This is a genomic window from Aquimarina hainanensis (genome assembly GCF_042684685.1).
In the GTDB taxonomy this organism is placed as follows: domain Bacteria; phylum Bacteroidota; class Bacteroidia; order Flavobacteriales; family Flavobacteriaceae; genus Aquimarina; species Aquimarina hainanensis.
Window position 1 is genome coordinate 121,681 of sequence record NZ_JBHULX010000021.1, and the last position, 14,051, is coordinate 135,731.

Here is a 14,051-nt window from a genome sequence, read left to right on the forward strand (position 1 = left end):
TTCTTCTACCGGTTTTTGAATAAAAAATGTCTTATATACAAATTCCCCAGACTCATCCAGGGAATTTGTTTGAAAAACAGGTATCACCTCCTAATGCAACAGCAAGTGATATTTCTTTATTACTTTTTCAAAATCTTAAATGTTTTATTTGTCTTTTTACCTGTAATTTTAACGATATAAGTTCCTTTGGGTAAACTCTGAATATTTAAGAAATACTGTCCGATCTGTGTTCTGATCTGATTTATTTTCTTGATATTATTACCTAATGCATCAAATACGTCTATCGTTACTTTTTTATCAAATTTGCGAATCGTTTTGAAATCTATCTGACAAAAATCATGAGAGGGGTTAGGCCATAATAACAATGGTAACTCTGTTGTTTCTTCCGGTCGTTTAGACGTTTCCCCTTCTTTTACTCCAAACAACTGAAATCTTGCATCACATTTCTCGATGTAAGGAGCATACTTCTCTATCTCATGAACAGGTGTCCAGGTAGTTATATCAGGTTGATCTGAAAAAAAGTTTTTACCTAAATAATGAGCGGGAGCTCCTTTTATATCCGAACTATATATGTCATATGTTCCCCAAATCCACTGAGACTTCTCATTCTTTAGGTGAGGTATAATACTTATCCAATAGGTCCCCTCTTCTAATTGAAGTATTGAAGGTAACACTATAGAAATATCTTTATCAAGAAAATCCAGCTTATCTACAGAATACTCTTCTCTTAATGTTCCTGGTTTTCCATTTTGATCATTATACAACTGAATTTTCAAAGAACTAATATCTTCAACGGCAAAAGGTATATATTCACTAGAATGTGTAAAAGCTATAATTCTTCTAATATTCCAAATTTCTCCCGCTGGGATCGTAAAATCGTCTGCTCCTTGTGAGGCATATCCTTGATCATTAGTATACGATGTTAAAAAGGAGTTCACTGTTCCTCGTTGCTTCTGATCATATAACATTGGTTCCTTAGATATAAAAGAGAAACCTTCAGAAGTTTGTTCTTCTCCTTTTTTGGCTATCAGTGTAATTGTAGCACTTCCCACATTTGTATTTCCTTTATAGTTCAGCGTTAACAAATCTCCGTTTAATGCTGCTGTCACTAATGCTGGATTAGAATTGATAAGTGATATGGAAGGAGGGTTTCCATCATCAGTCTCAAATACGTTGGATACATCTATAGAAGTTGTATAATTATCCCGATAATCTACCTCAATATTATCCAGCATCTGTGCCACGTGTATCGTAGGTTCTGGAATTGGATTAAAAAATACCGGGAACTTAGCAGAGAACATTCCATTTCCATGAGATGATATTGCTATAAATCCATCTTTTCTGGTTTGTACTGTTGTTGTCAATGCATTTCCTACTACAAAAGGCTCTTTATACCAGTAGGTGTTTTTTCCTTTCAAATGACGAGTATAATACAACCCTGTACTAGTCGCCACAAAAACAGTTTGAAAATTCACTCCTAGAGCACTATTACTACCTCCCAAAAAAGCAGATGCTTTAGCAGAAGGACCATTTCCTTTTCCATCCGATTGTTCTTCCAGATTCCCTCCGATATCAGTCCAGGTTTCTCCTCCGTCTTCTGTAATAAAAAGACTGGGAATTCCATAATTAGAATAAGTTACTATTGCGCGATCTGAATTTGATGGGTCTACATTTATATGATTAATATACCCCTGAGGTAACCCCTTTCCGGAACTAATATCTTTTGCCGGTCCATTGGCTACATTGGCATTATCTAGTCTATATATAGTTCCGGTTTTAGTTCCGATATACATTCGATTCCCTACAGGGTATCTTGATAATCCAATAGCCGATGGCGTTCCTGACACTCCTAATTCTAACCCCTCCCAGTTGATAGTTATATGTTCCTGATTACCGGTAGCAGGAATACTATCCAGGTTATTATTTCTCCACACTGTTTTCCTTCCCAGATAATACATGATGTTATCATTGATCGGGTCTAACATAAACGGAACAATAAAACCATGAAGATTAGCCTCTTTTGGAGACACCACTGTTCCCGAGTCTATTACAGTGCCATTATTATCCTTTTTATATCTAATCACATATCCTCCTTGCGTCGAAACATACATGGTTTTTCCATGATCAGCAATCGCACTGTATCCTCCATCTGCCCCATGAATAAAATCCCAAGGATGATCTGATCTTCTGGAGTCACTATACCAGCTTCCATTATCCTGAAAACCTGCTAATAGTTCTTCTTTTTTAGAATTCGGGTCAAATGAAACATGATATGGTTGTGTTGTATAATATCCATTACTTAAAGATTTCCATTTCATTCCTTCACATCCTTTGCCCATAAGATTATTCGTGAGGTGAACTCCTCCATCATTTGCAGAAAGCATTTTATTAGGATCTGATTCATAAAACCATAAGGCATGTTGATCTGCATGATGGTATTCCATTCCTGTATCAGAACAATACCCCCCGACTCTGTCTTTTATCTCTAAAGGAGTTGTAAGTCCCGTTTCGGAACGAAATAAATTGGCGCCTCCTACAAAAATGATATTTGGATTTGTAGGGTGGACTTCAAAGACCATATTATAACCTCCTTGCGTGGTTAAACTATTTACAAAACCTTGATTCATTAATAGATTTTGACTCAAATCTGTCCAGGGTTCTCTATCAGTTGCCTGATATCGGTAAACGTTTGCTGAGTTATAATCCTCTCTCATCGTGGTAACAAATAAATAGATTCGATTCTCATCAGAAGGATCTATTTCAATAATTGCTCTTCCATTAAAATTTTTAGTCATTTCGAGAGGTGGCGAAATATCTTTCCAGGTATTTCCTTGATCTGTTGAAGAGAAAAAAAAGGGTTGGTCAGGATTCTGATAAAAAGAAGAATCTCCATTATATGCCGCATATACCTGACCGGTAGGAGACACGGCAATATTATACCCTGATCCAAAACGTTGATTTACAGGATCAATTGTTCGAATGGTTTCAAAAGTGTTTTCTTCCCAGCGATAAACGCCTTCTGTAGAAGCCACATACAAATTACCGGTAGTAGCGTCAACTGCTAAACTATTTACGAAAGCAAATTCTTTTTTTGCTTTTTTAGTCATAGGCACTACAGAGGAAGATAGTACCGAAAAACTTCTTCCTCCATTCACCGATTTATAAATCCCCCCTGCTTCAAAAGAGATGCCATCTCCGGTTGAACCATATCGCTCTCCTCCTCCATAATACCAGATATGCTCTTTACCTGGTCTTGGATCCTGAACAATACTGGTTATAGCAGGGTTATCATAGAAACCTGAAATTTGTCTCCAGGAATTCCCGGCATCTTCTGATCGCCACAATCCTCCAGTAACTCCTCCTGCCAGAATTACGTTTTCATTCGTTCGATCAACTGCCAATGCACGCGTACGCCCTCCAACATTTGCAGGTCCTCGTTGCTTCCAGTAGTAATAATTATGTTTTCCTGATTTTTGTTGTTTTGCAACCGATTTTGACAACTCTTTTCCTTCTAAAATTCCTTTGACAAAAGCTATTTCCTTTTTTCGAATATCCTCCGGAAGCTTTTTTGTAGAAGGATCTACTATTTTTTCCATATGATATTCCCAACGAGCTCTAGGGTTGTCCCGAGGAGATGTTTGAGAATCCTTCAAAGAAACCTGTCCTTGAAAACCTGAAAAAGTATTAGTAGACGATCTTGTTTGAGTTTGTTGTGCAACTCCTGTAAGTCCGGTAGTCAATACCCCGAAAGTTAAACAGTATGTCCTTAATCGGCGAAAAGTTTTTTTCCTATAAAGTTTCATATTAAGTTGATTTTGTGAGGAATAAAGGAAGAAAAACTCACGATTTTTTTTTCTTTAAAAAAGAATAATGTTTTCTTAAAAAGTTATAAAATATATAGTATAACCTTCGAAAAAATCTATATTAACCTTCAAGAATAAATTTTACAACTTATATCTAACCGCGTAAAAAACAGTGTACAACATAGAGAAAAAATTTAAAAACCTATATACGCGCATATATTTATATTGCTTGGGTTACTATAATTTCATGTGCATCAAGTGTATTAAAAATAATGCTGGTTTCTCTTTCTACAAACTGCACTTCATAGAGTAACAACTTTTCTTTTACGGTTTCTAAATTCCCTACAAAATTAATTGATTTAAGACCTCTTTTATTTCGGCATAAATCAAAACCTTCTTTATATTCACTCCCCCAATAATATTGAATTTCAATAAACAAATGATTTTGTTGATACATCCATTCTCTATTTTCTATAGCATCAATGTCTGGATTCGGAGGTACTAATTCTCTATCTCCTAAAAAGTAAAGTGTAAACCCTTCTCCCTTTTCTACATACATTCGTACGAATAGCTTTAGTCCTAGAATGCTCTCGAAAAAACGCAGCATTTTTACCAGATCTTTTGTACGAATCGTCAGTAGGCCTAAAACCGGTTGTTCTTTTAAAAAGAACAAATCATTAGATACTGTCTGCCTGCTATGTTGTTCAAATGTTTTCTGAATAAATTCTATCTTATGACTTTCTGTATCCGCGGTGTGCATTAAATACCCGATATCCCCGAATTGGTATGCCTCTCCTGTAGCGTGTTTTATTTGGTTTAATCGATGATATACTCTTTTAATATCATCTACAAATAAACTATACTTCCAATAATTATCCTGCATCTCATGTGCATAATTTATATTCTCACTCTCCTGATTATAGATAAGCTCCAGATCATATCCTCTTGCTTTACTTTCCAGACAAAAAATGGTATGATTTTCAACTTGGTATTGTTCTACAAGTCTGAACCCTATTATATCCTGATAAAAAGAGAGTGTCTCTTCTGGGTGGTTTATATGTAATGAAAAACCTTTAAACTTCATTTTATTTCTCTTAAAAAAGAACTGGCTTTAAAAATATATTAAACCTCATTCTTGTTATATTTATAATATCGATTAATACTGTTTTAAAACCTGAAAATCGTCGTAATCCAATAACCATTTTCCATCTTTTAAAATCCATTTCTCCTGATAAATCTTTCCTTCTCCTATATTCATCGACCAATTAGATGAAAGTACTACTCGGTTTTCTGCTACGGATGTAAATGTAGGGGAGTGATAAATTAAATTTTTAGCACCTCCTTTGATAAGTTCTGTCCAAAATGTCTGTATGCCTTTCTTCCCTATTACCTCAGGAAAAGGAGAAGGGTTTAAAGTTGCATTTTTTGTATAGCCATCACTACATGTTTGAATATTTTGGGTATTGAATCCTGTTGTCCAATGCATAGACGCTTTAATAACTCCTTCTAATGCTTTGTGACTTGCCAATGGGTCTGTTTGTATTGTTTTGGGAGCTCTAAAGTGTTCTAAGATTTCAAAATCATCATAGGTAATTACCCATGTTCCATTTACTTTTTCCCATTTTTCCTGATAGATTACCCCTCTTCCGACATTCATCTGCCAATTGGCAGATAAAAGTACCTGTTTTTCATGTATCACTGCTACATTGACATCAGTATATACCAGATTGGAAGCTCCTGACTTAATAAAATCAATCCAAAACTGTGATATATTTTTATTTCCATTTTTACCCCCTACCGGAATCACACGCATGTAAGCATTTTTTGCATAGCTCTTCCCACATTTTTCTCCTTTTCCTTTATTAAATTCTTCTATCCATTTTTTGCTAGCTGTCAATACTTCTAGCGCTACCTGATGGTGTGCTAACGGAGGCTGTTCTATATAGTTTTGTGCTGTTTTTATCTTTTGGTTTTTAGGCTCCTGTCCTACACAAGATCCTATAAATAGAGTAAATACCCCCGTCAATACCATTAATTTATTCAGATACATCATCATAATTTTTAAACTTAAATTAGGTTGTTCATTATTATTATGATGCAAAATAACTGGGTTTTTTAATGATAAACCTGTGACAAATGTCACAAGCAATAAAAACAAGGTCTAATAACTCAGTAATTAGAAATTTTCCTGCTAAGGTCTTCCCAACCATTAGCAAAACAGGTTCTCTATTTTTGATGTAAAAAAGGGGGGCTTCTATATGGTTCTCTTCTTATTGAAAAGTTTATATTAAAACTTTAATTGTTTTTTGCCCTAACACTAATTTTTTCTCTTGCTCCAGTTTTTTTAAAATCCTAGAAATAACTTCTCTTGTCGTCCCCAATTCTTTAGCTAACTGCGAATGAGAAAGGTATAATGTACTGTCTGAAGATTCCTGGATAATGTAGTCTAACAAGCGATTTTTGAGTGGTTCAAATGCCAATTTGGAATAGTTAAAAGACATGATAGTAAGACTTTCCCTAAATGTATTAATCGTAAAATCATGCCAGGATCGATAGTTAAAACTCCACTCCTTTACAAAGCGAACAGGGATATTTAATAAAACAGTATCTTCTTCTGCAACTGCATTCACATTACTCTTACAATGCTCAAAACACGCAGAAAGTGATAGAATACATGTTTCCATAGCTCTTAAATAGTATACTAAAATTTCTTTATCTTCATATTGCTGATAAACTCTTATTCTTCCTTTGACAACAATTTTAAGAAGTGTGATATACTCATCCTCTTTAATCGCATATTCTCCTTTTTTTAAAATAGTGCTGTACGCATGTTCTTTTAATTCAGAAATCAACTCTTCTTCTGTAATGTGATAATACTTAATAAATTCCTGTAAATATTCCATCTATATCGTACTTAATCTTTCTACTACCTTTGTTACTAGTGCACAAAATATAATAGTAAGATGTAATTTTAATTTCGAGTCCCACTCAGAGCCTACACATCTCGATTATCAAGTAATAAAATATAAATATATAATATCCCAAAGCTTATTTCTTCATAAAAGAATAAGAATTTACATCCCTATCCAGAGAGAAAACACATTTGCTAATGTTATTGCATCCATTATCCTTCTTCATCATTTATTCCTTCTCGGAAAATACAGTATAGTATTATATATTTTAGAAGTTTTTCTAAAAAGCGATACTTATGAGCTGCTGATTAACACCTCATAAGTATCGGAATTATAAAAAAAAGAAATGAAAATATTATCTACCTATTATGTTTATTATTTGTGCCAATGGTACAGGTTTGGTATGACCATTTCTTGTAATATTTTGGTTTCTGTTGATTGTTGGATTATTGTTTGTCAATGCAATAACCGCAGCAACTACAGGAGAAGCAAAAGATGTTCCTGAATCACCAGGTCCTCCTACATCTACATTTCCAAAACGGTCGATAGAAGTCATTTCCACTCCAGGAGCCCAGTAATCAATCACCCTTCCAAACATGGAAGAATTCCACACCTGATCTCTATTATTTATCGCTCCTACAATGTACACATTATCATTTGCAGTACTATTCATAGATTCTACGAAGGGGTTTAGATCTAAATTGATTCCATCATTCCCTGCTGCAATTGCCCCGGGACGAATCCTTCCCAGATTTGCAATAGCAGCCGCTAATAAATCTGCCTGATCTTTAAACCCTCTACGAACCAAGCCTTGGTATGAAGAGGTAGGTCCTCCGCTCATATTCCAAACATCATTAGGACCGATATTTCTGGCTACATAATCATACGCCTCAGTAATCGATGCTAATGTTGCCCCTGTGCCAAATACTCTTATAGACACAACTGTAGCGCCATAAGCTACTCCTACAATTCCTGATCCGTTCATTTTTGCAGCTGCGATGGAAGCTACCCGAGTTCCATGACTATCTGCCCGTGTATCTTGCCATGCATTTGCTGGCTCCCCAGCAATAAAATTACGACTTAATCTACGATCAATATTCAGTTCATTAACCTCAGCTATTCCGCCATCAAAAAACCAAATTTTTTCTCTTCGACCATCAGCATATCCTACCCTTTGATTAGCATATGGTACAATCTCTCCGTTGGGTAATCTCCTATCAAAAATAGGGTCATTCATTTTTGTCCCTGTATTTTCCTGAGTTGGTAAGTTAACTGGTGTTAAATTAAACTCCATCGGGATATTTTTAATTACACTTTTTACAGCCGGATCTTCCTGAAGTTGATTATACGTATCTTCTGAAATATCATGAAGTACAATTCCTTTGAATATACTTTGGTAATCACTTTTGATCTGATCACTGGTAATTCCATACTTTTTTAATAATCCTAAAGACTCCTGTTTTACTGCATTACTCTTAATACTTTGATTGTGAAATACTACAATGTATTCTCCCTTAACGATCTGAATGTTGCTTTCTTCTCCTAATGTTGGATCTATCCCATCTTCTTCTTTATTACAAGATGTAAAAGTTAAAGCTGCTGATAAAAGCAATGCACAGCTTTTCGGGAACATGTCGTTTTTAATTTTTGATAAATTCATATGAGTTTATGTTTTTAAAAGTTCAGGTATAAAATTAGCCGGAGGGGTACATACATATTTAGTCAAAATTTCCCTTTATGAGATATTTTGTATTTTATTAGCACCTATCCCTTAGATACTTACGGATTTTAAGAAATATCAACTCTTAAAATTGTTAATACATTGCTAATTTTCTGGAACTTCCTCCCTAACCACCTTACTCAATGAAACAAAAAAGACACTAAAGAATAACAAAAACGACAAGTAACCCCCTAATAACTTCTTTTTTGTTAGCAAAACCTCTTGTTAAAAAAGTATAATAACAAATCACCTAAGGTGTCTCATTCCCCATAAAAATCTACTCTATAAAATGTTGTTTATCTCCTTAAAATGTCATTTATTTACATTTTAAGGAGATAATTTATGAAAATATTATTACTAATTACAATTGTTTTTATCATGCATACTAAATTAATATCACAGCAAATTTCTTTTAATGATATGAAGCCCTATATTGAGGTTTTTCAAGAAAAATTAAGCATTCCTAATGACTATCATTTTCATTCGGTAAAAAAAGTTATGACGGACAAAGTTTCTGCATACCTATTCCGATATCAGAAAAATGGAGAACAATTAATCAGTGAAGAGCATTTTTCCTTTATTATCTCTGAAAAGGAAAAGCAAATTTTAGGTTTTACCCATATGGATACAAAATATGCAACTCAAAAAATGATTTCTAAAGAACAAACTAAAGCAATTGCTATTGAATTTCTGGTTAAAGTTGACTCTACCCTAGCAATAAATGTAAGAAATTTATGGATTGCCCAACACGACGAGAAGATTGTTGTCAATGGGAAGCCGTTGACAATTTCTGGAATGAAATATAAATGTCACCGGGAAATTAAAGATGATTATGCCTGGGTAATTGTTGGTTTTGATGGATCGATAATCACATTTGAGCGGAATATTAAATGGAACTATAGAGATAAAATCAGAATTACAGAAAAATGGTTACATGATTCCTGGATTTCTGAATAAATGGCTATCATGACCTGACCTGATTTTTTTGACTTTCATGAGTGTACTTTTAAATTTTAAAAGACAAAAAAAGCGCCTTTTTAATAAAGGCGCTTTCCTAATTTACTTATTGTAGTACGATATTAATGTTTTAAGAAACGTTTTACATAACTGTTCTTTCCGGATGTTATTTTTAAAATATACATTCCGTTCTCTATTGTTTCTACGTCTATTTTCTTAGCTTTTTCTCCGCTCATAATAACCTTTCCTGTTACATCAAATATGCGATATGATGATGATTTAAGTAGTGCTTCTGGCAGAGAAATTGATAATGTACCAGAGAATGGTTCCTGATAAATTATCAGTTCTATTGCTGATGGCGGGTATGACGCCAGAGAAGTTAGCTTCTTACTTCCATTACATGCACCTAGGTTATCCCAACCTCCTGAAGCATTTTTTTGATACAAGGTATTATTATATACTACCTTATCCCCAGGTTGATATACAACTCCTGATCTCCATGGCTCTACTCCATCACAAATTCCTCCTCCGGGAGTTTTCTTGGTTGTAAATGTTATTATATCCGAATACGGAGCATCTGTTCCTTGTACATTTCCTGTAGTACCACATCTCCCTAAATTATCCCAACCATTCGAACTATTCTTTTGGTACAAGGTATCATTATATACTACCTTATCTCCTGGTTGGTATACTACTCCTGAACTCCATGGGGCAACCCCGTCACAGATATCTCCTGTAGCTCCTTTACAAGTATATTTTATACGTAACTGATAGGTTGTTTCCGGACTAAGATCTCTCAACCCTAAAGTATTTGATGTAGCTTCAACTATTGTATAAGCATTAGCAGTAGTCTTTTTATATTCCACAATATAAGTAGTCGTTCCATCTGCAACATTCCAATCAATAGTAGCTGACACATCTTTTATATCAGAAGCTACTACTCCTGTTACTTTCTGACAATCACCTCCCGTATCTCCTATTGTCTTAACAGAAACGATATTAGAAAATGCCGAATAGTTTCCTGCTGCATCTTTTGCTCTGACTTTAAAACGATATGAAGTATTAGGTGTTAATCCCATTACCTGATAACTGGTAGTAGTTCCCGAAGTTTTCAAAACATCATCTTGATAAATTTCATATCCAGTTACACCTACATTGTCAGTAGAAGCAACCCAGCTAAGATCAATAGTTGTTTGCGTTACATTTCCTGCTGTTAGATTCGCAGGTGCTGTAGGCGCTTGTGTGTCTTCTGATATTGTCGTGGCAGTAACAGTATTACTAGACCTTGATTTATTTCCTGCAGCATCCTTAGCCAATACCTTAAAAGTATACGCTGTCCCTGCTGTTAATCCCACAGCCTGGTATCTTGTTCCAGTAACCGTTCCGATCATGGTATTTCCTTGGTATACCTCATATCCGGTTACACCTACATTATCAGTAGAAGCCCCCCAGCTAAGGTCAATGGTAGTTTTAGTAACATTGCCTGCTGTTAGATTCGCAGGTGCTGTAGGCGCTTGTGTGTCCGATCCTGTTGCGTTACATTTAAACTGTCTTTCCCAGCCTGCCTTGGTAAATTCAAATACTGATTTATATTCTTCTCTCCAAGGTTTCCATTTTGCACGATCTCCTATCTCATAAAACAGTGTTTCATCCGCATCAGGAACTTTATCACAAGCCGTATTGGGTGCAGTTCCTCTGGAAGTAGTCACATTCACTATGTTACTAGCAGAAGAAATGTTCCCTGCCACATCTTTTGCTCTTACGGTATATGTATATACTGTTTCTGGTGTTAGAGCAGTCGCATTAAACTTTGTATAGTCTGGCTTAACCGTTGCCACCTTTTTTGTCCCTTCATACACTAAATATTCTGTTACCTTTACATTATCTGTAGCTGCTGCCCACGTTAATGTCAAACTGGTTGCTGCTACATTGGATACTGCTAAGTTAAGCGGAGTTGTTGGTGCCTGTGTTTCCAATGTGGAAATAGATATCGCGTCAATAGCAATTCCTGCACGGGAATTTGTCCCTGTAGTGCGATTAAAGCGTAATTGTACTGTTTCTCCAATGTATTCTTTCAGGTCAACTGTTACAGGAGACCAAGTGGTAGTCTGATTATTTGGTGTTTGCCATATTTTCTCCCAGGTAAATCCATTATCATCACTAGCTTCCAGGTATAAAGAACCGGTATCATTCCCTCCATAGTTATAATGCTTAAAGGTAAGCTTTGCAAAACTAGCACCTGATAGATTAAGGCAAGGTGATTTGAGAATTGCTTGTTTATTAGAAGTCCCTTCTGAATTATTTATAAATAAATAATAATCCCCATCAGCAGCATTGATTGGTTCTGTTTGCCCCATTGTACTCAATTTCCAATCTAAATCATCCGCAGTATCCTGAATCCAGTCTCCTAAAGAACTTTCAAAACTTTCTTTATATGATGGATGTGCAGTAATTTCTTTCGAACAACTGGAAGCACACCAAAACGTATATGCCCCACCTTCTGCACCTGTCATTGGATATGTCATTGTCTTTCCATTATTAGAGGTAGCAGACAAATAGTACTCTATCATGTCATTGCTTGAAGCCGAAGATAATGTAATAGCAGATTTCCAATGGTTAGCTGCTTCTTTTGTCATCCTTGTTTGAGTCCAGGTAGTTGTTCCTTTTACTCTTGAAAACAATGTTGCCTGTTTTATTCCACTTTTATTAGTAATCACAGCATCAATCGGATACGAAGATTGACATCTATTTACTTCACCTCTATATGCGTAATGCTTAAATCTAACAGGGTTTTCTGCTGCAAACTCCTTTGTTACACAGTGTATAGAGCCTCCTAAACCTTGTAGAACACGACCATCAACAGTAATAATCTTATACCCAGGATATTTCTTTTTCAAAATATCCAATGCCGCTCTATCTCCTTCTATATTACCGGTTTGACCATCGTTAAATACTGGTTGTATGATTGTTTTATTAACAATTAAATGATTGCTATACGTTCTGTTGGTCCCATTAATACTTTTGGCTGTATCAAATATAGATCCATCATCACGAGTCGGAAAAGGGATGGTATTAAAAGCATAAGGTTTTCCTGCCGAACTTGTTTGTTTTTCTAAAAATTCAATGTTATTCAGGACATTTTGATAATCTACATATTCTGATATATTAGCCATTTCCATAGGCTGCTTTGTATACACGAAAGTGTTCTCATCCGTCATATCCAAATATAAATCAACATGCCCTGTTCCTCCATCATCTATAAGCCTATCTAAAACATATAACTTTTTTAAGTTAAATGACTTTTTTAACATATTTTCAACTTCTGCTTTAGAATAGTCCAAACCATTATTTTCAAACACGGCACTACTTGTAGTTAATGTCTGTTGTCCATCCATCAGGGTATTTCCTCCTTCAAATCTGATCGGCATATAAGTATAGTCTATAGCCATTTCTTTGGCCCATAGTGGGGTTAACTGATCATCCTTACCTCTACCTCCATAATTTAAATCTACCCAACCGATTTTATCATCAGCTCCATAGTAAAAATTAATCGGACCAAAATCTCTGGTCCAAAACTGATCTGAAGGGTTCACTAAAAACTGATAATTAGTAAGTGGTGTTCCTTGTTCTCTAAAATGACGAATTAGAATATCTTTATCCGATTGTTTTCGTACGTTTATATACACCTTAACTCCTGCTTGCTGTATTCCATTGATCAATTCTCTAAAAAATTTTCCATAATATGTAAAATCAGGAGCATTTGCATGATAAGGGTACGTCACAAAGATTCCTTGAACTTCTTCGAACTCTCCCGGAAATCTAGCATCAGCAGGAAGTTCCATAGTGGCATTACTTGCCGAGCTTCGCGATTTTTTACTATTCGCCTTTCGATATTTTTCTAATTCATCGTTACTTATTTTACGTTTACTTTTCTCTTTATATTCTTCTAATTCTTCTTTTGTTAACTTCTTGTTTTTTATATAATTATAAATAACTTCTAATTCTGCAGGTGATGGGTTAAAGTTACTATCGCCTTTTGTATATTTTTCTATTATCAGCTTCTTTTCTTTAGAAGTAAAAACTTCCTGAGCCTTTAATACACCTGTGAAAAATATAGCTACAATAGCTAAAATGAGATTAATTTTTCGCATGATTCATAAGTTGTTTTAATTTGTGTTTAATTAAGTATTATTACCCCCTAAGACATCAAAAAACGAATACCCCCCTAAAACTTATAGGCTAAAAAAATGTTAATATTAAGATGCTATTTTAACACAAAATCAACCAGTTAACATCTTTTCAAGATCATAAAACCATAGTTTTTGACCCTAAAAGAGACTCTTTTGCAATAGCATGTTTCCTTTAATTTTCTCCTATTTCAAAAAAACATATATAACTATAAATCTTATACTTAGCTCATTTAAAAGTCACATCTCATCACTTTTATCTTCTAATCGACATTGAGTCTGAACAATAATGGTTTTGATTGCCTTTTTCAATGGATAGTAGTATGTTAAAATTATAGGGATATGTTATAAAATTACACCTAAGACATGGGATACCTCACTTATTAAATAACTGAAATTCTTTGATTAAGCATTATATAAAGTCTCCTGAGTTGTTTGTTTAACATTAACAAAAAGACAACTCCTTTTCAAA

The 14,051-nt window shown here is 34.8% G+C and carries 7 protein-coding genes; 1 reads left to right on the plus strand and 6 read right to left on the minus strand.

The window, feature by feature from the left end:
- Positions 1–119 precede the first annotated feature (119 nt).
- The 5 genes from ACFSTE_RS11340 to ACFSTE_RS11360 form a co-directional block, all read right to left on the minus strand.
- Positions 120–3,740, minus strand: a complete 3,621-nt coding sequence (locus tag ACFSTE_RS11340; RefSeq protein WP_378298148.1) for a T9SS type A sorting domain-containing protein — start codon at positions 3,738–3,740, stop codon at positions 120–122.
- A 283-nt stretch (positions 3,741–4,023) separates the two neighbouring features.
- The gene (locus ACFSTE_RS11345) at positions 4,024–4,887 is read right to left on the minus strand and encodes a VOC family protein (protein WP_378256922.1); all 864 of its coding nucleotides are present in this window, start codon (positions 4,885–4,887) and stop codon (positions 4,024–4,026) included.
- A 72-nt stretch (positions 4,888–4,959) separates the two neighbouring features.
- Positions 4,960–5,904 carry a hypothetical protein gene (locus ACFSTE_RS11350; RefSeq protein WP_378256924.1) on the minus strand — a complete coding sequence of 315 codons (945 nt, stop codon included), beginning with the start codon at positions 5,902–5,904 and terminating at the stop codon, positions 4,960–4,962.
- A 181-nt stretch (positions 5,905–6,085) separates the two neighbouring features.
- A complete protein-coding gene (locus ACFSTE_RS11355) occupies positions 6,086–6,706 on the minus strand; it encodes a Crp/Fnr family transcriptional regulator (RefSeq protein WP_378256926.1) in 621 nt (206 codons plus the stop codon).
- A 364-nt stretch (positions 6,707–7,070) separates the two neighbouring features.
- On the minus strand, positions 7,071–8,375 hold the full coding sequence (locus ACFSTE_RS11360; RefSeq protein ID WP_378256928.1) for a S8 family peptidase: 1,305 nt from the start codon (positions 8,373–8,375) through the stop codon (positions 7,071–7,073).
- 402 nt (positions 8,376–8,777) lie between these two features.
- Here ACFSTE_RS11360 and ACFSTE_RS11365 point away from each other — a divergent pair, with 402 nt between their 5' ends.
- The gene (locus tag ACFSTE_RS11365; RefSeq protein ID WP_378256930.1) at positions 8,778–9,392 is read left to right on the plus strand and encodes a hypothetical protein; all 615 of its coding nucleotides are present in this window, start codon (positions 8,778–8,780) and stop codon (positions 9,390–9,392) included.
- 122 nt (positions 9,393–9,514) lie between these two features.
- Here ACFSTE_RS11365 and ACFSTE_RS11370 read toward each other — a convergent pair whose 3' ends face one another.
- Positions 9,515–13,543 (minus strand): agmatine deiminase family protein, encoded by a 4,029-nt coding sequence (locus tag ACFSTE_RS11370; protein WP_378256932.1) that lies wholly within the window; start codon positions 13,541–13,543, stop codon positions 9,515–9,517.
- Between the last annotated feature and the right edge of the window lie 508 nt (positions 13,544–14,051).

What these genes read in the sequence shown, in the direction of transcription:
- ACFSTE_RS11345 (WP_378256922.1), bottom strand. Translation starts at nt 4,887, where the DNA reads ATGAAGTTTAAAGGTTTTTCATTACATATAAACCACCCAGAAGAGACA.
- ACFSTE_RS11355 (WP_378256926.1), bottom strand. Translation starts at nt 6,706, where the DNA reads ATGGAATATTTACAGGAATTTATTAAGTATTATCACATTACAGAAGAA.
- ACFSTE_RS11360 (WP_378256928.1), bottom strand. Translation starts at nt 8,375, where the DNA reads ATGAATTTATCAAAAATTAAAAACGACATGTTCCCGAAAAGCTGTGCA.
- ACFSTE_RS11365 (WP_378256930.1), top strand. Translation starts at nt 8,778, where the DNA reads ATGAAAATATTATTACTAATTACAATTGTTTTTATCATGCATACTAAA.
- ACFSTE_RS11370 (WP_378256932.1), bottom strand. Translation starts at nt 13,543, where the DNA reads ATGCGAAAAATTAATCTCATTTTAGCTATTGTAGCTATATTTTTCACA.